Below are 20,124 nucleotides of genomic sequence, written 5' to 3'. Positions count from 1 at the left end.
AAATACGCAAAACATGAACGTAATTTATGGATTAAAAAAGATACATGGGAGCAAAACGGAGGCGGCAACATCTGGATAGCACCAGATGAAAGCCATGGTTTTGTTATTTATCATGACCCAGTAGATCCTTTTTTAAAAACAATAACAGGCGCAGAGATTAACGACGCAATCACCGACCTTGATACACGTTTTAATAATATCGAAGAGATATTAAGCCAGACAATAGCAGATAATATACCTGTATCAACCCCACCTGCCCTTTTTGCAGTTTCAGTAGAACAACCCCTTGAAATTTTGCTGAATCGTCAATTTTACGGCCATTGGAACAAAGAAAATCTTGCAGCAACACCACCGGAACCCGAAAAATGGAAACGGTATTATCAAATAACGGTTACCACACCGAAACATTATCAATTTATCTGTGAAAGTCTTACAGGTGACGGCCATATTTCCTTTTTGCACATCACATCATCTTCAGGCTCAATAATCGGCGGAGGAGAACCCTCACAAACTGACCAAACCACCGGAAAAGAGAGAACATCATTTGATTTAACGCTTTTGCCTGGCATTTATTGCTTAGAACTTTATTCATATAATTTGCCCGGAACATTTGCAGCCATTGTACTTGATGACTGTACCAACGAACCGGAACGCCCTTTTATGTATGATGATGATGGTTTTGATGCATTTGGAAACGAAAAGCCAAGACCTTTGGAAAAAATAACCCTCGGCCCCGGGCAACTTGACTGTGACGCAGATTATTATGGAGCAGAAGACCCTAATGTTTTACGTGACGGCAGCATTGATTATAGAAATGTTTTCAACCACATTCGTTATATTACCAATTTCACCTGGGTATCTGTAAACCTGATGACACCAACAAAGATTAAAAAACTTTGTGTCGCAGGTGGAAACAGTTCATTAACCAGTGCTTTCAACAATAATAATACAATCCTTGAAGGACGAAACAATAATAATGATGCTTGGTCTCAAATATGTTTTTTAAATGGTGGTATGACTCCCGTAGCATATCCTGACTGGATTCTTACATTTGCAATTCCGGCTCCACAACCCGATTTTCAATATTATCGCATCAGATTTGAATATAGACGCAGTGACCGCTTCATAACAGAAATCGAATTGTACAAATAAAAGGAATTTTTTCTTAAAGTGAAACCAGAAAAACCGGAAATAATAACATGGAACCTCTTGATAAAATTCTGGGTTTTCCTTTTGACCGTGCTTTTTTCAGGATTCCTTGCAAAGCGCCACACGCTTCTTGAAGTAGGAAATTATATAACCCTTGTAAATGTGGTAATTTATTTTGGTGTCTCCATTTATGCAGCCATTACATTTATTTTGGCATTGAGAAACCGAATGCCAGTTATTTGCGCTACATTTCCGCTTTTTGCCAATATTTTAATGCTCGCAATGGGAATCATGGACATTATTTGGTTTATCGAAAGCACGGAACAGGTTTTAATCTCCTGGCTGAACCTTATCTGGGCAGGACTTGAAGCAGCTTTTGGGTTTTACACAATGGGTACCCTTTATATTATCAACAACTTTGATGCAATCAGCAGCAAAAGATGTAAAGAACAGGAAGAGAACTATAAACAGGGAATTGACCATTTCAGATAAGAAAACAGAAATTTAGGAATAATCTCAGCAGACAAAACCAAAAGAATCAAATAAAGGAATCAAAATAAATGAAATATGCTCTTTTAATCGGTATTGATCAATATCAAAACAAATACATGAATTTAAACGGTTGCGTTAATGATATCAATGTCATTTCATCAATTCTGCAACTCAGACACGGATTTATTGCAGACCATATTCTAAATCACCACGCAACCGGCGAAAATATCATAAAAGCCATCAAAACATTGATGCAGGAACCAGACGCAACCGAACTTTTGCTTTATTATTCCGGCCATGGTTCACAGGTACCGGACAAAACCGGCAAAACAGATGAAAAAGATGGAATGGATGAAATCCTTTGTCCCCACGATGTTTTTGACGACTACATAACCGATGACACCTTAAACCTTTTATTCCAGTTAAAAAAAGAAAGTGTCCCTCTAACCGTGATCTTTGACTGTTGCCACTCTGGGACAGCTCACCGAAGCATTGACCAGGAGCAGGAACCGGAACTGGAAAGATATATCCCCCCCCACAACCAATATAAATGTAAAAATCAAAAAAAATATCCGAAACCAGCACCAAAAACACAAAGAACCTTACCTTTGTAGGAGCTTGCAGAGACGATGAGACCGCAAAGGAGATAAGAACACCCGAAGGAACCACAAGAGGAGCTTTCTCTTATGCTCTGGCGTCAATTATAAGGCATCAGGACAAAATGACCATTGACAAACAGACCATAAGGGAAATTCAAGGCAAACTGGATGATATAAATGTTTATCAGCATCCGGTTTTACATATATCATAACTTAACTTTATTAAAAAAAAGATGGTACCTTGATCGGCTCTAAAACATTTACCGTACCATATGCAGATGACGGCATAACATCAACGGAAATTAAAACTGGAACTTTAAACTTTACATATTAATTAAATAATTGAATGAAATATTTCCGAAAATCGGAGTTTGTCAAAGACCCTGACAAACTCCACCCGCTTCTTATGCCTTTAATGGACGAGTTGCGTTCTCTTGGAGGAGTCCCGATTCATATTCATGTGGCCTGGGACTCTTCCGGACACTCCAAACAGTCATACCATTATAAAGGTATGGCTGTTGATTTTCACTTTGGCAAATTGCAAGACCAGGTTTTAACACCTGTCCAGCAGTTTGCCTCTATCCGTTCCATTCCAGAGTTTACCGGAATCGGTTTTTACCCATGGTGGAACAACCCCGGGTGGCACCTTGATTTGAGAGGCATTGACTCACAAAACCATTTTGCCAAAACCCTTTTCTGGCTTTCTCCCAAAAAAAACACCTACCTTTATAATAAGGAGGCTCTTCTTTCCCACCTGCTAAACCTCTGAAGCTAACATCATGAACCACATATTTTATAAAGACGGTTACAAATACCAGTTAAAAAAAACATTTATAATCAATATCCCCATTTTCCCCGATTATCCCATCAATTCTGAATTCATTACCCTGAACACCGAAGGGTTTTTAACCATCCAAAGTGGTTACGCCTGGGATGGTCCATCAGGACCGGCAATTGACACCGCCAATTTTATGAGAGGTTCCTTAATTCATGACGCACTTTACCAGCTTATGAGAGAGGGACACCTTGACCAGGACAAATATAAACCTGTAGCAGATCAGGTTCTAAAAACCATTTGTATTGATGATGGAATGTCAAAGATCAGGGCTTTTTTTGTCCATCTTGCCGTGAAACATTTTGGAGAAACAGCATCAGACCCGATGCACAAGAAACCAATCCTTGTGGCACCCACAAAGTATAAAATGCCAAAAAGGTACAATCCAACAACCTAACAAGAGTAACAAAATCAAATTGTAAAAAATCATACACCGCCCTTTTTTGTTACCGATTACAGGAATATTAATGTAACATAGCTGTACAATGATGCAAAATAACGAGTTGTAACAAAATCTTTATGTCGCTATTGCTCATCCGTTCGACCTTTAGAGCTATTTTTAAAGATTATCCCTACTTTTGTTTCAATTTTGGCCTCGGATTTTTTCATAAGTAATTTTTTGAAAGCCAAGCCCCCCAGCACCCCAAAAACAGGGTTAAACCCTTGAAATCATTGAACTCTGTCGGGGGGCTTGGGGGGGTGTTTGTAACAAAGCGAGTACACCCAATGTATCAAATATTTTATACATTATTTAAAAATTTCCAATTAAAAAAATAAGTTATAAGTAGGTGTACTCGCAATGTTACTATATGGGATTTTTCGATACAATGGGTGGTATCACTTTGTTACGCCCCCCTTTATTTTTTAACTGGAATCTCTTGAAACCCTTGTCAATAAAGGCTTTGAGGCTCTGGGGGGCTTGGGGGGCTTGGGGGGCCTGGGAAAAATTACTTTATCAAAAAAACCACCGGCAAAAGTATTGCCATATTTTGGGCAAATTTTCGGCAAATAGCAGGGGATTTTCAGCAAACTGGCTGGATGTTTCACAAAAGAAATGTAGCGTGAAAAGAAATAGAAAATCATTTTTTGCTACATTTTCACTACATGGACAAAAAAAGGATTACAGCCTTTTGACTGTAACCCTTTGGATTTACTGTGGTGCCGGAGGCGAGACTTGAACTCGCACACTGTTGCCAGCGGAGGATTTTGAGTCCTCTGCGTCTACCAATTCCACCACTCCGGCGTTTTGGTGTTATATAAATTATTCAATATGGTTTGTCAACAGGCTTTTTTACAGCATTGAACGGCATAACAAACAAAAATCATAGCATACTAACTGATGCTTTTGCCATGTCCACTATATGTCACCCCAACCTTCAATCAGTTGAGATGCCTGAAGACCATCCACAGGTCTTGAATAATAATAACCTTGGATAAAGTTGCAGTCAAGACATCTAAGTGCCTCAAGTTGCTCCATGCGCTCAATACCCTCTGCAATGACTTTAAGGTCAAGGTTGTGTGCAAGGGTGATAATTGCCTTTGCAATCTCCATGTTTTCATGATTTGCATTTATTTCATCCACAAAACTTTTGTCCATTTTAAGATAATCCAGTGGGAAACGCTTCAGATATGCAAGGGAAGAGTAGCCTGTGCCAAAATCATCAATGGCAATTCTGATCCCTGTTTTTTTGAGCCTGTTGAGTTGGCCTATCACTGACTCAGGTTTTTCCATGACAGAACTTTCAGTAAGTTCAGCCACAAAAAAATCAGGGGAAAGCTCCACAGCATCAAGTGCGTTTATTATGGTTTGTTCAAGGTCGTTGTGCATGAACTGTCTCGATGAAATATTAACACTCATACTCATATGGCGGGCAAATTCAGTGCTAAGATGCCATTTTTTCAACTGACGACACGCCTCCTCAATAACCCATTGTCCAATGGGAATAATAAGACCGTTTTCTTCAGCAAGAGGTATAAAATTTACAGGGGATATCATTCCACGTGTTGGGTGTGACCAGCGTAAAAGAGCTTCAAACCCTTTTATTTTTTCACTTTTTGCACAAACAACAGGTTGATAATAGAGCTGGAGCTGATTCTTTTCCACAGCCTCTTTCAGGTCGTTTTCAAGTTGCAGGGCATCGTGCGTCATCTCATGGAGCTTTTTGCTGAACACCTTGTACCGTGATTTTCCCGTAGCTTTGGCACGATACATTGCAATATCGGCATCCCTTAATATATCTTCTGCTCTGCTGTAAAATGAGGTATTGATAACAATACCTATGCTGGAACTTATGTGTATATCATTGCCCTTTATTTTGAAAACCTTTGCAGCTTCATTTCTGATTCTCCTTGCAATGGCAATGATCTCCTTGGAATCACTTATATCTTCCAGAAGAACAGCAAACTCATCGCCGCCAAGACGTGCCACAGTATCAACAGATCTTACAGAGCAAAGAAAACGCTGGGCTGCCTGTTCAAGCAGAATATCTCCGGCAGGATGTCCCATGGTGTCATTAACCCATTTGAATCTGTCCAGATCAATCATAAAAACGGCAAAACAAAACTGTTTTTTGCGTTTTTGCCGTGCAACTGCTCTCCCCAGTCGCTCCATAAAAAGAATTCGGTTTGGAACTCCTGTGAGGCTGTCATAAAAGGCTTTCCTGTAGAGTTGATCCTCAAGCTCCTTTCTTTCTGTAATATCCTGGTAAACATAAAAAATTCCTTCCACCGTACCATTAATTAATATGGGAAAACCCAGAAGAGATACAGGTATGAGTTTGCCGTTTTTATGTTTTCTTCTGGTCTCTTTATGAACACTTTTGCCACTGAGTATTGTCTGACGAATAGTTGTCATTTCCAGCACCATCTCTTCAGGCACAATCATGTCACAGTTGTGGGAGCCTGAGATATGCTCTGCTGAATAACCGAAAACAGACTCAAAGCCTCTGTTGGCTCTGGTAATGATACCCTGACTGTCCGTGGATAGCACTGCCTGGGGAGAACCGTCAAATAGCTGTTGAAAAGTAACAGCGGCTCTTTGAAGTGCGGCCATCACTTTATTGTACCTTGCAGCAATGACTCCGGTATCTGTAAATGGGTCAGCAGGAACGCGTAAAGATAGGTCTCCTGTCTCTTCCTGAAGCTGCATGATGCGAAAAAAATCTGCTGTTTCTGTTTTTGCGCCATGCTCAGAAATATTTAACCCCATCTCTTCATTTTCAGGTGACACCCGCATTGGCATTATTTTGTCAATTCTTCGGAGAATAAAAAAAGGTATCAAAAAAGAGACAAAAAAAGCTGCAACAATTCCTTCCATCTGAACCAGAAGCTGGGCTGAAAAGCTCAAGCCGGTATCCAGAATTATGGGGTCTCCAAAAAGAGCAACTGCAAGTGTTCCCCATATACCACATCCCAGATGAACCGGAACTGCACTTACTGCATCATCAATGGCATAATAGAGAAGAAGCTCTTCCATAATAAGAGATATTGCACCTGCAGCAGCACCAATAAAAATGGCTTCAGGAACCGTAACACAGTGACAACATGCAGTCACGGCAACAAGACCGCCCAGAGAACCGTTGATCAGATAAGAAACTTTTGAAATGCGATTGCAGCAAAATCCAATAAAAAGAGAAAATGCAGCTCCGGCAGCCCCGGCCATAACTGTGTTGACAATAATACCCGGCACGCTTTTATCCATGGTCAGGGTGCTGCCTCCGTTAAAGCCTATCCAGCCAATCCACAGCAACAACGCACCTAAAACAGAAAGAGGCAAATTACCGCCATGTATTTCAACTGCTGTGCCATCTGTCATAAAGCGCCCTTTTCTGGGGCCAACCACAATCAGAGTTGCAAGGGCCATCCATCCACCCACACTGTGCACCACAGTGGATCCTGCAAAATCTACAAAACCTGATGCTCCAAGCCACCCGTTAAGAGTGCCGGAATCAACACCATTCCATGCCCAGTGACCAAATAGAGGATAAACAAAAAAGGAGAGAAGCACAGCAACAGTTAGATATGAAGAAAAACGCATCCTTTCTGCCACTGCGCCGGAGAAAATTGTTGTGGCAGTACCGCAGAACATAGCCTGAAAAAGAAAAAAAGAGGAGAGATGAAAATCATTTCCAAACTCTGCCATAAAGCCTGATGTTCCCATGGTTCCCATCATTGTTTGACCAAACATCAACCCAAACCCCAGAAACCAGAAACCCATTACAGAAAAACAAAATCAGCAAGATTTTTTATCGCAACATTGATGCTGTTTTTGGAGCGGGTCATGCCTGACTCAAGGCACATGAATCCTGGCTGCATCAGGAATACAAGGACAGATGAAACAATAACCCAGAAATTATCCAAAACAGAACTACCCATGATCGCATTTTCTCCTTATGAAACTATTTTATACTCAGGCGCTTATGTCAACGACAGAGCCATGTAGCCGCAAAAAAAATCGCTGCCACATGTGGGTAACATAGTTGCCATATATGGATGGTCATAACAGCAATGTATAAAATAATTAATAAAGCAAAAAGCAAACCATGAAATTGAAAAACAGTCCGAATTTAAGGAAAGTGTCTTGGGTTTGAAATAGTTTTTTAGATGATTAAATTGGCAAAGATATTGTAGATGCACACCTTTGTGGCTGCCCTTCAAAATTGAGGTGCAAAAATTTTTTTCTTGAAATCCATTGTAATTGTAATTTTTTAAAAAACAAAATTGTATTTGTTTGAATGACAACCGACATTTATGTTGTTTTGTTTATGATTATTTTTTGACAGCATTATTAATTAACTCAAAGGAGTTCTACTTTGTTATCTTCGCCTGCACACCTTGAAAATCGCGGTGATACGTCCTATTATCCCAAGTTTAAGCATGAACACTCACGGAATTTTAGGAAGAAAATGAGGCATCCTTTATATGATCCCAAAAGTACTTTACACTTTTTGGGGAAAGAATCCTGCCACTCAGGGTTTTCTCTCCGGACAGTGTAACTCTGGAAATGAAGCATGCCGAAAATGAAACCTAACAAAGTAGAAGGAGAGAGCTATCATCTTTTGAGCCTTGCCAATTGTGTCTGAATCAGGATGCCCAAAATTAACAGGAGAAGGCAGGATTATCTATCCTGAACATCCTATCCATCCTGGTTGTCCTGATTCATATAACGTACATGGCGGATAGCCGCCACAATCGAAGAGATGAAAGTCGTTTTAAAAACAGCCACTTACTGAGACTTTCATATAAAATGCAATAATTTTTGAAAAAGCAATAAGGGCATGTTTCATTTGCTGCTTTACATTTTCTGAAGCGAATCTCCGGTTTTCGGGGGCTTTCCTCAAAAAAAGTGTAAACTACTTTTGGGATGATATGAAGGATGCCGCAATAAGATGTCGATTTTGAGAATCAATCCACAAACTCGGAATCCTTCGTCATTTGCTCCGGTAAAACAATGGTATCTTTCCATTTTTCAAGCTGGGTTTTGCTGAAAAGAAGACGCCCCTTTTTGCCAACAACCGGATGAATCTCATAGGGCTTTTTACCTTCGGTCAGAATTTCCATTGCAATTTGTCCGGCGGTCTCTCCCTGAACCTTGCCAAAAAGAACAAGACCGCCTGTTGTTTTCTCTGCACCAACTGTAAAGTCCCAGAAACCAAAGGGAGGAACAGGGGTATTCTCGGATGTCCAGGCAATTATCTCCTCTCCATCCACATGGTTTCCATTGCTGTCAACAATGGTCTGGTAAAGCCCCACAATAATGGCATTGTATCCATCTTTTTTGGCATTTATTACACTCTGTTTCCAGGTATCTATGTCACCGACAAGTTTCAGGTCAGCCGTGATTCCTGCAATTTCTGTAGAATCCTTGCCTTTAAATACCTGTTCCACAGATGACTGGGATGTGGTTCCGCTGTCAAAAAGTATCAATATCTTTTCAAGGTCTGATTTTATCATCTCCTTGATATATAATATGGAACGCTTCATAAGTGGTCGTTCAAGAACGCCTGTAATATTTTCAGGGCCGAACATATCATAAACCCTTGGGTTGTTGTTGATACCAAGATAGACCACAGGTGTCTGTTTGCCGGCAAGTTTCGGGCCGACATATTTTAGGGCATTGTCATCACCAAGAATGACAAGAGCCGGATTGATTTTATTATATAAAGCAAAAGCTTCCTCTGCTTTTTTCTCATACTCTGATTTTGGTATCCTTTTGGTATCCATTTCAAAGAAAATTAGTTTATAATGACTGCCAAGGATAGCTTCCAGTCCCTCTTTATAGCTTGCATCCCACGGGTATTCACTGTTATAGCTTTCAATGACAAGTATTGCATTCTCCTGGGCAGATGATGAAAAAGGGTGTAAAAAACTAACCATAATAACTATCAATGCAAATATTACGTTTCTTTTCATGATTTTTCCTTTCGCTTTGATTTTTGAAGTTTTAAATTGAGATTTACACATTTCCACGTAGAGCCTTATCCAACGTCAAACCTTGAAGGAGCAATGGTTTCCATGCACTAAAGAGAGCTGCCAAACTATAGGTTTGACTCATTATCCAATTTGAGATAAATAAACACAAGAGTTTTTTCCATAAATTACCGTAACAAAACAGGAGACAAAATGATATATATTATCTCGCTTGCGGTTTTTTCTGTTGTTATATTTCTGCTTGTGGGCATGCTGCTTCTTGTTGAAGCAAGGGTTGCTACAACCGGAGAAAAAAGTGTTATTATAAATGGCGACTCAACAAAAAGCCTTAAAATATCCGGTACCCCATCTCTTCTTGCAGCCCTTGGGAACAACAACATTTTTCTTCCGTCTGCATGTGGCGGGAGTGGTTCCTGTGGAATGTGCAAATGTGTTGTGACAAGTGGCGGTGGTGCTATTTTGCCCACTGAACTTGCCCATCTGACACCTGGAGATAAACAGATTGGCAAGCGCCTCTCATGCCAGCTTAAAGTTAAAAATGACCTTGAAATAAAAGTGCCTGAGTCAATATTTGGCATCACCAAATTTGGAGCTGTAGTTGTCTCCAACAACAACATTTCAACATATATAAAGGAACTTGTTCTGAAGCCTGATGAGCCGGTTGCATTCAGGGCAGGCTGTTATATCCAGATTGATGTACCTGAATACGAGTGCTGTTTCAAGGATTTTTGTATTGACAGCCGATTTGTTAGTGAATGGAAAAAGTATAATCTCATGGAGCTTACATCTTCCGGTATAAGTCCTGGATTCAGGGCATATTCACTTGCCAATCCCCCTCATGAAAAAGATGTCCTCAAGATGACGGTAAAAATTGCCACTCCGCCTCCTGGCACCCTTGGTATCCCACCAGGATTTGGCTCTTCATATGTCTTTGGCCTGACACCTGGAGACAGGGTCACTGTCAGCGGGCCATATGGTGACTTTTTTGTAAAGGAGAGTGAACGGGAAAAGTGTTTTGTGGGCGGAGGCGCAGGTATTGCTCCTCTTCGCAGCCATGTACTTGATCAGCTTGAGGGGGCTAAAAGCAATAAGAGAATCACCTTCTGGTATGGAGCAAGAAGCATAAAGGATATCTGTTATCTTGATACTTTTAGAAGACTTGAAAAGAGCTATCCCAATTTTTCCTACTATGTTGCCCTATCAAGACCGGAGCCTGAAGATGGTGAATGGGACGGCTTTGTCGGCTATGTACAGAATTACCTTGCAGAGAATTATCTGAAAGAGCATGATGACCCTACAGAAATTGAATTCTACCTTTGCGGCCCGCCCATGATGGTTGATGGCATTGTGGAGACCCTTGACAGCTTTGGCGTTGATGAAAACATGATTTTTTATGACAAATTCTGACTTAAAAGATATATTATGGAAATACCACAAATAGTTACCCCTGACGGCTATATTCACAGCATAGATGGCCCGCTCGCAAATTTTTTGCAACAGAGCGCCTCTCCTGTAAATGATTCACAACCTTTGAACAAGCCTACAAAAGCTTTCAACGACAGGATTACTCTTGAGGAGGAAGAGAGTGGCATAAATGGAAAAGATTCAGCACTTGAAAAAGAGGGGGCAGTAAATGGAAAAAATTCTTCAATTGAAAAAGAGAGTGCTGTAAATGGCGAAGGTTATGCCACAGGCTCACTCCACAGGGAGATGCTCTCCGGAGAGTTCAGGGATGGAGGTGGCATTAAAGCAAGCTTTATCTTCCCCTTTGCATCAGATTATATCAGATGTGCCATTGCAGAAAACAAGCCATACTCCTTCATAGGAAGAAGCGGGAACGCACAGATCGGAGTTCTCACCGACCAGCTTTCCCCTGACAGCCGACCGGTTTTTGAAAGTTCTGATATTTTTCTTGAGGGGCAGATCCGAAATCTAAACCCCTTGCTTGACAATGTACTTGAGCTTTTTAAAAAAGGGGATGAAATAGGACGCCTTGTTGTAATGGATCCGGAGATGAGAATTCATGATGTTCGTCACTATCTACACAAACGTCTTTTTGTGGGGCGTGAAGTATCACGGGGTTACTATGAAGGATTTGAAATCCACCAGGAAACCGATCCACTCACAGGCAAGGTGTGCGACTATATCACAATTGACCTTGAACCCTACCAGTATTTTTTTGAACCATATGCCATCAATCCCTCAAGCATCAATGCCGTTATAAAGGAGGGTAGAAGCGCATTGAGTAAAATACGCTCTCTTGCCCCCATTGATATCAATTCTGAGAAGGCATCCTTAAAGCCAGGAGAACTCTTTGTGGGAGCCATAAAGATATCACTTGGAGATGTATATGCCATAATTGACCCTGTGGCAGAACCTGAACTGCACGACATAGAACATCTGCCTGCAAGGGTTCTTGATCCATTCAGGACATTTAGAGAGCGTCAGGTTGAGCTTTTTAACTTTGGCAACAGGGAAGTGCAGCTTGGAAAGATAAAGATCAAAATACGTTTTTTCAGGGCGCGTAACCCTTTAACTGTCCCCTTGGAAAAGGCCAAGGTAAAGGAAGGATACAGGCTTTATGACCTTCTGACCAATGGTGAGGTGAGCAACCTTTTTCTCTCCATACACGAAAACTCCCTTGGTATGATCCTTAACAAAGGCAATTTTGTGCAGGTTCCAAGGGCAATGGATTCCGGAGGAGAGGCACAGTTCGAGATTATTAAGAGTGCTGTGGTACAGAGCACATTCCGGAAACCGGAGCTTGTCCTGCCTGTCACCGGAAATGGAGAATTCAAAAAAACCCTTCAAAAGTTGTCAGTTCTTGGAGGGATAAACAGCCGTGCTTTTATCGGTACAAGCTATCCATCTCCTGAGATAATAAATGCCCTGAAGCGAAGCGGCATAAGAACCTTTCTTATAAACTCCCCAACACCTGCATTTGATGACGATTACATAAAAAAGATGATCAGGCTTACACATATGGAGCTTTCCGCCTGTGAATTTTTGCGTTATGATTCTGAAACCGACAAACTCTATACATTTTACCATGGCTGTTTCATGGAGCCTGATGACAGGGAACGATTTGACAGGGTAAGATACTGGTTTGCCTTTTACGGCTCCCACACAAATGAGGCAGACAACCGGCTCACCATTGATGTTCTTAATCTTCTGGCAGCTAAGCTTGGTGATGAGATGGGCATTGCCCACGGTGGCGGGCCTGGCCTTATGAAGGAATCCAATGACCTTGCAAGAAAACACAACATAATGAGTGTCGGTATTGCCATTGATCTTGAAGGAGAACGACAGGCATCACTTACAACATGCGACGGTCTTATCAAATACAAGGAGGGCTTGCGCCTTGCAAGGCAGGATCACCTTCAGAAACTGAGCAACCTTCCCATCATCAATACAGGTGGCTATGGAAGCGCTGAAGAGCTTTCCATAACAATTACATCCATGAAGCTCCATGAAAATCCCCTTGCACCAATTATACTGCTTGATCCTGATAATCTCTGGGAGCATGCGAGAAAACAGACAATTGAGATAAGCCTGAAAAAATATGGACCAACTTTTATACCAAAGCTTCTTAAGCCATGCCCAACAGCAAAAGATGCAGTCAGGGAGATTGTTTTGTTCCTGGCCAATCCTGATAAATGGTATCAGGATAACAACATTCCAAAAGAGGCTGTTGACAAAACAAGAGAGAAATCAAGACGTATCAGAATGGAGACATTTGGTCATAAGAGTGTTGAGCTTTTTGATATTCCAAATCCAAGATTATTAGGGATGCCCAATTTAATTACAAAAAAGAACATAAATAAAAATGCTTAATTTATTGGATCTGATTGGCAAAGAAAAATTACAAAAAATGCAGCAGAGATTTTATGATGTCACAGGTTTTACCAACGCCTGTCTTGACATTGAAGGAAATCTGCTTTCCCATGCCGGAAGGCCTGAACCTCTGTGCATGGAAATAATCAGGAGTACACCTCTGGGAATGGAAAGGTGCAGGGAGCTTGTTAAAAACCCCCATGCTTTGTGTAAACATAACCAATCCAGTTCTGAAGACTTTAAACAAAACCAGTCCAGCTCTGAAGACTTTAAACAAAACCAATCCAGCTCTGAAGACTTTAAACATAACCAATGCAATTCAGAAGACTTTATCAACAAGCCGTCAATAATAACCTGCCATGCCGGAATGCTTGATGCAATGATTCCAATAAGTGTGGAAAACGAGAAGATAGGTTTTCTGGTCATAGGGCAGTTTTTTGAGACCCCTCCTGATAAAAATAAATCCATAGCTTATGCTGCCGAAATAGGAACAGATCCTGATGTATATTGGGAAGCTGTCCAACAAGCAAAGGTGATTCCCAAAAACAGGGTTAAACCTGCTGTTATGCTCCTTGAATTCATGGGTACGGAAATTGCTGATATGGCTTCTGCCAATTTACGACTTCGGGCGGAGATAAAAGCAAGAAGGGATGCAGATATAAAACAGCGCCAGGCTGAGAAAAAGCTTAGGATGCAATATTCATTTTTAAACACTTTAATGGAAACCATCCCTAACCCTCTGTTTTACAAGGATACCCAGGGAGTTTACATCGGCTGTAACAGGGCATTTGAAGCCTATCTGGGAAAATCAAGGCATGAGATAATAGGCAAAACTGTTCATGATATGGCTTATCATGACATAAGTTCCAAATATGAAGCAAAAGACAGTGAGCTCATATCCAATCCAGGTCGCCAACTCTATGAAGGACAGGTGGTTGCATATGGAGGAAATATAAGGGACGTCCTCTTTAACAAAGCCACATTTACAAATGATCAAGGTGATGTTGCCGGTATTATCGGTGTGATTACCGATATTACTGAAATAAAGGAAAATGAGCTGGCTCTGATGGAGAGTGAGGAGAAAGTCAGGACACTTGTGGAACAGGCAAGAGATGCCATATATCTGTCTGATTCATCAGGAAACCTTTTGATGGTCAATCAGAGAGCATGTGACTCCCTTGGATACACCCGTAAAGAACTCCTTGGAATGAGTGTTGCTGATGTTGAAGTTGCCATATCTCCAAGAGGGATAAGTAATCTTTTTAAAAGCCTTGCCATGGGGGAAACAACTCCTTTGCGATATGGAGTTCACAGAAAAAAAGATGGTAGTGTTTTTCCGGTTGAGGTGGCAATAAACTGTTTTTTTGCCGGTGGAAACACTGTATATCTTGGCATTGCCCGTGATATTACCAAGCAGAAAGAAGCAGAAGCTAAACAGAGAGACCTCATAAAAGAGCTTAAGAGAGCTTTGGCAGAAATCAAGCAGCTATCAGGACTTTTGCCCATATGTGCATCCTGCAAAAAAATCAGGGATGATAAAGGCTACTGGAACCGGATAGAAGCCTACATTCAGGAACGCTCAAACGCCAAATTTACCCATGGTATATGTCCTGACTGCATGGATCAGCTTTACGGCAATGAAGAGTGGTATTCAGAGACATTGACAACAAACTCAAAAGAATCAAAAGACGAATAACACAAAAATGAAACAAGCAACCTCCATTCATATTATAGCATGTGGCGTTCTGGCTCCGGACATAAAAAAGATTTCAGAGCAGTTGGATCTTTTCGTTAAAACGAATTTTCTTCCAGGTGGCCTTCATAATAACCCTGTTGAACTTAAAAAAAGGTTGCAGAATGCCATTGATTCTGCTGCAAAGGATAACTCGTGCAGCCGTATTGTGGTGGGATATGGCATATGTGGCATGGGTTCTGTTGGTATAAAGGCGCCCAAGCATATTCCCCTTGTTTTTCCAAGGGTACATGACTGTATTGCCCTGTTTATGGGAAGTGACCTTGCATATAAAAGGGAGTTTGAACGTTATCCCGGTACATTCTATCTGTCTGCCGGGTGGTATGGTGAAAAGAAGAGACCCAGAAAGGGTGAAAAAGACCGGCAGATATGGATAGGTTCCCAATCCCTTGGATGCCGAGACTTGAAAAAAAATATGGCGAGGATGGGGGTAACAGAATAATTGATTTTTTCAGTACATGGCACCACAACTACCAGCGGGCTGCCTTTATTGATACAGGGAGTGACAATGCTGCAACATTTGAAAAAGAGGCAAAAGAGATGGCCAGGGAGCACAACTGGAAATATGAACGCATCCAGGGCAATCTTTCATTAATGACAAAACTTGTTACACAAAAGCATTCAGACAGTGAAATTCTTTTTGTACCACCCGGCCACTTTACAATATATTCTCCTTTTAAAAATGGTCTTGATTCTGCGCCCTCCATTGGAAGCGGCATTCCGGAAAATTCCGGCACACGTCATATATTGTATGGAGATGAAACTGGGGGTGAAAATAAATTATTCATAAGATACGGACTTGGTATTGATGCAGGTGGAACATACACCGATGCAGTTGTCTATGATTTTCAGGATAAAAAAATTATCTGCAAAAACAAGGCATTGACAACAAAATGGGATTTTTCCGAAGGCATTGACAATGCACTTTCCGGCCTTGCTGCAAAGCTTGATTATGTCCCGTCACTATCAATCATTGAGCTTGTCTCTGTCTCAACAACCCTTGCCACAAATTCAATTGTTGAGGGAGAGGGGCAGAAAACCGGCCTTATCATAATGAACGGCAATGGCATGGTTCCGAAGGGGCTTATATCCCACTCTCCCCGATATAATATTAAAGGATATATCAATATAAGCGGTAAAGAGATTGAACCTGTGGATGAAGATGAGATTCGCACCGTGGTCAGGCAGATGACAAAGAGAGACGGTGTTACAGCATTTGCGGTGTCAGGCTTTGCCGGTAGCATAAATCCTGCACATGAACTTGCTGTTAAAAAAATCGTTGAAGAGGAGACAGGAATGACAGCCTGTTGCGGCCACGAACTTTCTGATCTGCTCAATTTTGCAGTGAGGGCCCAAACTGCTGTGCTCAATGCCAGAATAATTCCGAGGATGATAAAGTTTTTTAGAGAGCTTGGTGAAGTGCTTGACAAAAGAGGGATAAAGGCTCCTTTGATGGTGGTAAAAGGTGATGGCACCCTGATGTCTGACAGCATGGCAAGTAAGCGGCCTGTGGAGACAACACTTTCCGGCCCTGCTGCAAGTGTAGCAGGCGCAAAAATGCTTACAGGTCTTGGGGATGCAATGGTTGTGGATATTGGTGGCACCACAACAGATATTGCAGATATATGCGATGACACTGTGGAAGTATGTGAAAGTGGCGCCAATGTGGGGGGCTTTAAAACCCATGTAAAAGCCCTTGACATGAGAACTTCAGGTCTTGGCGGAGACAGCCTGATTCGCTGGAAACCTGCGGAAGGTGGCTTTGTAACAGGGCCAAGAAGGGTTGCACCACTCTCCTGGGCAGGAGAGATGTTTAAAAACTCCATAAATATCCCGCTAAGTTATATGGCGCAGCACTCCATGCTTCATCTTGAACAGGTGATCTATGTTGCCATGAGCAAGAATTCTTCCTTTGCGGACAAGAATTCTTCCTTTGAGAACAAGAATTCTTCCTTTGACAACAACAACTCTTCCTTTGATAACAACAAATCTCAATGTGAAAAGAATATTTTCCCCTTTGAGCCAACTGAAGATGAAAAACGCATACATGACCTTTTGCTTGTACGTCCACATACTCCTGAGGAGCTTGCAGCAAATCTTAAGTGCCTTTCAACTATTTTTCTGCCCATCAAACGCCTTGAAGAGAGTGGCCTTGTGCAAAGATGCGGGCTTACACCTACAGATCTTCTGCATGTCCGGGGGGATTTTACCATATGGAACCCAGAACCTGCAAGACGCATGATTGATATAATGTCAATATGCACAAAAAAAGAACCATCTGATATTATTGAAAATCTCATGGCAGATATCCATAATAATCTGGCACTTGAGCTTTTGAAAAAACAACTATTCAAGGATATTCCTGAAGATGATTTTCAAAAGTCACCTGTGGCACAGCACCTTCTCCGGAAAATAGTTCAACCTGAAAAAAAATATGAAAAAAAAGCCGATGCCAAACTTGGGGCAGGGCGTTTCAAAAATGAACAGCAAACTTCTATGTCAGGCTTGAACACAAAAGAACGTTACCGCCTTGGTGCAACATTTTCCTGTCCTGTCATTGGAATTGGTGCACCTGTACAACATTTTTTGCCAAAGGCTGGCAAGCTTCTTAATGCAGAGGTTGTTATTCCGCCTGATGCTGATGTTGCAAATGCCATTGGAGCTATAACAAGTCATATCATGATAAAGCAGAAGGTTATCATACGGCCAGACAGTGTGGGAAATTTTGTTGTGGAAGGTGTGGCCGGTAACCAATCATTTAGTGAGATATCCGATGCAGAATCATGGTGTCTAAACTATCTTGGACAAAGCGTTAGAACTCAGGCTGCAAAGGCAGGAACCAGCAGACAAACAGTTAACATGGAAATTAATGACAGGGTTGTGGATACCGGTAACGGCCTTTCGCTTTTTCTGGAGAGAAGCATTACAGCTTCACTTACCGGAAGCCCTGATCTTGCAATTGCAGGTTTGAATTGAGGAAATAAATGTGGTTGAAAACAGGAACAAAACTTTTCATACCCGCTCAAAGATATGGCTTGAGGATAGCGACGGCAATGTGGTTTTTGGACTGGGACGATTCAGGATTTTAAATGCCATCAAGGAGCAAGGTTCCCTTCACGCAGCTTCAAAGTCTTTAAAGATGGGGTACAAGGCTATCTGGTCCAGGGTCAAGGCTACGGAAGAGAGGCTTGGAGCACCGCTTCTGATTACCCAAAAAGGCGGGGCAAAGGGAGGAGGCTCCAGACTTACGCCACTTGCAGAATCACTGCTCAAGGAGTTTAAAACCCTGCATCAGACCATTGAAAAAATAACCGACCAAAAGTTTGATGAAACCCTTGGAAAACACCTAAAACTTAATGAATCAGACAAATAACCCTAATGCACTGTCAACAGATAATTTTAGGTTTATCTGCAACGTAGAGACAAGGCATGCCTTGTCTCTACAATTAACCGAACCCTAATTTTTAGCTTTGACAATGCACTAATTGAGCAGCAATTGAGCAGCTATCTTTTAAAGTATGGACAAAATGATATGCCCGTGGATTGTGATTGTACAATATTTAGCCTTAAAAGTGTATCGGCAAAAATTTCAAAGGGGAAATATTTAAAGGATATTTCATGGCATATATCTTCTGGTGATTTCTGGGCTGTTACAGGGACTAATGGTTCTGGTAAGTCAGGACTTGGGCAGTTGCTTGCCGGAAGACTGGAAGTTATTTCCGGAGAAATATCAGTACAACCTGAAAAGCGAGGCTATGTTTCATTTGAAAAACATTCCGAAATAATGGATGATCTCATTAAAAATGATGACACTGATTTTCTTGACCGAATTGATACCGGAACAGTTGTCAGAGATTTTATCTGCAATAAAAAATCTTTGAAACAGAAAAAAGTTGAGGATATGGCAAAGATGTTTGGCATTCTCCATCTTCTTGACAGAGGAATCCGCTTTCTTTCAACTGGAGAGATACGTAAGGTCATGCTGTGTCAGGCAACTATGCATGAGCCTGACATTATAATTCTGGATGAACCATATGGCGGGCTTGATGTTGATTCCAGAAAAGCAGTTGCAGATATTGTCAAAGCTTTGTGGGAACAGGGTATTGCAGTTGTATTGATTGTTAATCGTTTTAGTGAAATTCCGGATATTGCCACCCATATCCTTTATATAAAGGATTGTAACATTAAGATAAAAGGGAGGAGGAATAGTATATTTGGAAATCACGGTAAAATAAATTTTTGTGACAGATCTTTTTCAGGAGCTGAAGATAAACTTTTACAGCAAATGTTGACTGATTCTCTCAATCCAACAATTTCCACCATTCAGGATAAGCCCCTTGTCAAAATGGTTGGGGTGACTGTGAAATATGGAGATAACGTTGTTCTGGACAATGTTTCATGGGAAGTTAAACCTTTTGAAAACTGGAAGATTTCAGGGCCTAACGGAGCAGGCAAGTCAACTCTTTTAAGCCTTGTCAATGGAGACAATCCCCAGGCATACTGTAATCATATTGAACTTTTTGGCATGCGCAGGGGCAGTGGTGAGAGCATTTGGGATATAAAAAAAATACAGCAATCGTCTCATCCCGCTTTCATTTGGACTATCGGGTATCTTCAACAGTTATAGGTGTTGTGGTGTCGGGCTTTTTTGATTCTGTTGGTCTATATAAAATACCTTCTGAAAGCCAGAAGCGCATTGCAATGGAGTGGCTTGCGGTTACAGGCATGGAGACATATGCAAAAAAGCCATTCAGAAGACTTTCATATGGGGAGCAGCGTATGGTATTGATTGCACGGGCCATGGTCAAACATCCACTTCTTCTTATCCTTGACGAGCCGTGTCAAGGGCTTGATGATATTAACAGAAAACTGGTTTTGAATCTTATTGATAAAATAGGGCAGGGCAGGAGAAGTACCCTGCTTTATGTCACTCATCATGAAGGTGACCATCTTGAGTGTATCTCCAGTACTTTCAGGTTTGTTCCGGACAGTTCCGGAAAGATGAATATTGCTATTAACTCAAAGTCGACACC

At 41.3% G+C, this 20,124-nt stretch carries 16 protein-coding genes, 1 tRNA gene and 1 pseudogene; 14 read left to right on the top strand and 4 right to left on the bottom strand.

The features are described from left to right. From MTBBW1_RS13375 to MTBBW1_RS13350, 6 genes are all read left to right on the top strand, one after another. The coding region (locus MTBBW1_RS13375; RefSeq protein ID WP_186441277.1) for a hypothetical protein at nucleotides 1-1,152 on the top strand (1,152 nt) is incomplete at its 5' end. A gap of 18 nt (nucleotides 1,153-1,170) precedes the next feature. After that, nucleotides 1,171-1,641, top strand: a complete 471-nt coding sequence (locus MTBBW1_RS13370) for a hypothetical protein (protein WP_080804275.1) — start codon at nucleotides 1,171-1,173, stop codon at nucleotides 1,639-1,641. A gap of 68 nt (nucleotides 1,642-1,709) precedes the next feature. Then, entirely contained in the window at nucleotides 1,710-2,255 is a 546-nt protein-coding gene (locus MTBBW1_RS13365; protein WP_080804274.1) for a caspase family protein, read from the top strand. A 331-nt stretch (nucleotides 2,256-2,586) separates the two neighbouring features. After that, on the top strand, nucleotides 2,587-3,009 hold the full coding sequence (locus MTBBW1_RS13360; protein ID WP_080804273.1) for a DUF882 domain-containing protein: 423 nt from the start codon (nucleotides 2,587-2,589) through the stop codon (nucleotides 3,007-3,009). Nucleotides 3,010-3,019: 10 nt separating this feature from the next. After that, on the top strand, nucleotides 3,020-3,472 hold the full coding sequence (locus MTBBW1_RS13355) for a hypothetical protein (RefSeq protein ID WP_080804272.1): 453 nt from the start codon (nucleotides 3,020-3,022) through the stop codon (nucleotides 3,470-3,472). Nucleotides 3,473-3,962: 490 nt separating this feature from the next. Then, complete coding sequence (locus tag MTBBW1_RS13350) at nucleotides 3,963-4,253, top strand: hypothetical protein (RefSeq protein ID WP_139786765.1); 291 nt, start codon at nucleotides 3,963-3,965, stop codon at nucleotides 4,251-4,253. Here MTBBW1_RS13350 and MTBBW1_RS13345 read toward each other — a convergent pair. The 4 genes and pseudogenes from MTBBW1_RS13345 to MTBBW1_RS13335 form a co-directional block, all read right to left on the bottom strand. Then, nucleotides 4,232-4,318 (bottom strand) — tRNA-Leu (locus MTBBW1_RS13345). The two genes, MTBBW1_RS13350 and MTBBW1_RS13345, sit on opposite strands and share 22 nt — an antisense overlap. A 114-nt stretch (nucleotides 4,319-4,432) precedes the next feature. Then, nucleotides 4,433-6,127, bottom strand: a complete 1,695-nt coding sequence (locus tag MTBBW1_RS30205; protein ID WP_342743903.1) for a putative bifunctional diguanylate cyclase/phosphodiesterase — start codon at nucleotides 6,125-6,127, stop codon at nucleotides 4,433-4,435. 183 nt (nucleotides 6,128-6,310) lie between these two features. Then, nucleotides 6,311-7,374, bottom strand: a pseudogene (locus MTBBW1_RS30200) (ammonium transporter); the annotation flags it as partial. Nucleotides 7,375-8,478: 1,104 nt separating this feature from the next. Next, entirely contained in the window at nucleotides 8,479-9,486 is a 1,008-nt protein-coding gene (locus MTBBW1_RS13335; protein ID WP_080804270.1) for an ABC transporter substrate-binding protein, read from the bottom strand. A 210-nt stretch (nucleotides 9,487-9,696) separates the two neighbouring features. Between MTBBW1_RS13335 and nqrF the strand changes: the two genes are divergently transcribed. The 8 genes from nqrF to MTBBW1_RS29985 form a co-directional block, all read left to right on the top strand. Further along, nucleotides 9,697-10,911, top strand: coding sequence for an NADH:ubiquinone reductase (Na(+)-transporting) subunit F (gene nqrF, locus MTBBW1_RS13330; protein WP_080804269.1), 1,215 nt, complete (start codon nucleotides 9,697-9,699; stop codon nucleotides 10,909-10,911). A gap of 15 nt (nucleotides 10,912-10,926) precedes the next feature. Further along, nucleotides 10,927-13,338, top strand: a complete 2,412-nt coding sequence (locus MTBBW1_RS13325) for an LOG family protein (RefSeq protein ID WP_245809376.1) — start codon at nucleotides 10,927-10,929, stop codon at nucleotides 13,336-13,338. Further along, complete coding sequence (locus tag MTBBW1_RS13320; protein ID WP_080804268.1) at nucleotides 13,331-15,034, top strand: PAS domain S-box protein; 1,704 nt, start codon at nucleotides 13,331-13,333, stop codon at nucleotides 15,032-15,034. Before MTBBW1_RS13325 ends, MTBBW1_RS13320 begins: the two co-directional genes overlap by 8 nt. Nucleotides 15,035-15,041: 7 nt before the next feature. Beyond that, nucleotides 15,042-15,533, top strand: coding sequence for a DUF1638 domain-containing protein (locus MTBBW1_RS13315; RefSeq protein ID WP_080804267.1), 492 nt, complete (start codon nucleotides 15,042-15,044; stop codon nucleotides 15,531-15,533). Next, nucleotides 15,485-18,067, top strand: a complete 2,583-nt coding sequence (locus MTBBW1_RS13310; RefSeq protein WP_186441275.1) for a hydantoinase/oxoprolinase N-terminal domain-containing protein — start codon at nucleotides 15,485-15,487, stop codon at nucleotides 18,065-18,067. Before MTBBW1_RS13315 ends, MTBBW1_RS13310 begins: the two co-directional genes overlap by 49 nt. A 10-nt stretch (nucleotides 18,068-18,077) precedes the next feature. Beyond that, nucleotides 18,078-18,464, top strand: coding sequence for a winged helix-turn-helix domain-containing protein (locus MTBBW1_RS13305; protein WP_245809375.1), 387 nt, complete (start codon nucleotides 18,078-18,080; stop codon nucleotides 18,462-18,464). A 159-nt stretch (nucleotides 18,465-18,623) separates the two neighbouring features. Continuing rightward, a complete protein-coding gene (locus MTBBW1_RS13300) occupies nucleotides 18,624-19,718 on the top strand; it encodes an ATP-binding cassette domain-containing protein (protein ID WP_080804264.1) in 1,095 nt (364 codons plus the stop codon). Further along, nucleotides 19,643-20,124 (top strand): ATP-binding cassette domain-containing protein (locus MTBBW1_RS29985; RefSeq protein ID WP_139786774.1); only part of this gene is annotated, 482 nt, incomplete at its 3' end. The genes MTBBW1_RS13300 and MTBBW1_RS29985, both read left to right, overlap by 76 nt.

Origin of the sequence: Desulfamplus magnetovallimortis (genome assembly GCF_900170035.1) — a bacterium.
GTDB classification, from domain to species: domain Bacteria; phylum Desulfobacterota; class Desulfobacteria; order Desulfobacterales; family Desulfobacteraceae; genus Desulfamplus; species Desulfamplus magnetovallimortis.
The sequence above is the reverse complement of the archived record's forward strand: the minus strand, read 5'-3'. Positions and strand labels throughout refer to the sequence as shown.

Bases quoted from the DNA above. Each gene is read 5' to 3' on its own strand.
- MTBBW1_RS13365 (WP_080804274.1), top strand. From the start codon at position 1,710: ATGAAATATGCTCTTTTAATCGGTATTGATCAATATCAAAACAAATAC.
- MTBBW1_RS13360 (WP_080804273.1), top strand. From the start codon at position 2,587: ATGAAATATTTCCGAAAATCGGAGTTTGTCAAAGACCCTGACAAACTC.
- MTBBW1_RS13355 (WP_080804272.1), top strand. From the start codon at position 3,020: ATGAACCACATATTTTATAAAGACGGTTACAAATACCAGTTAAAAAAA.
- MTBBW1_RS30205 (WP_342743903.1), bottom strand. From the start codon at position 6,127: ATGGCCGCACTTCAAAGAGCCGCTGTTACTTTTCAACAGCTATTTGAC.
- MTBBW1_RS13335 (WP_080804270.1), bottom strand. From the start codon at position 9,486: ATGAAAAGAAACGTAATATTTGCATTGATAGTTATTATGGTTAGTTTT.
- nqrF (WP_080804269.1), top strand. From the start codon at position 9,697: ATGATATATATTATCTCGCTTGCGGTTTTTTCTGTTGTTATATTTCTG.
- MTBBW1_RS13325 (WP_245809376.1), top strand. From the start codon at position 10,927: ATGGAAATACCACAAATAGTTACCCCTGACGGCTATATTCACAGCATA.
- MTBBW1_RS13320 (WP_080804268.1), top strand. From the start codon at position 13,331: ATGCTTAATTTATTGGATCTGATTGGCAAAGAAAAATTACAAAAAATG.
- MTBBW1_RS13315 (WP_080804267.1), top strand. From the start codon at position 15,042: ATGAAACAAGCAACCTCCATTCATATTATAGCATGTGGCGTTCTGGCT.
- MTBBW1_RS13310 (WP_186441275.1), top strand. From the start codon at position 15,485: ATGCCGAGACTTGAAAAAAAATATGGCGAGGATGGGGGTAACAGAATA.
- MTBBW1_RS13300 (WP_080804264.1), top strand. From the start codon at position 18,624: ATGCCCGTGGATTGTGATTGTACAATATTTAGCCTTAAAAGTGTATCG.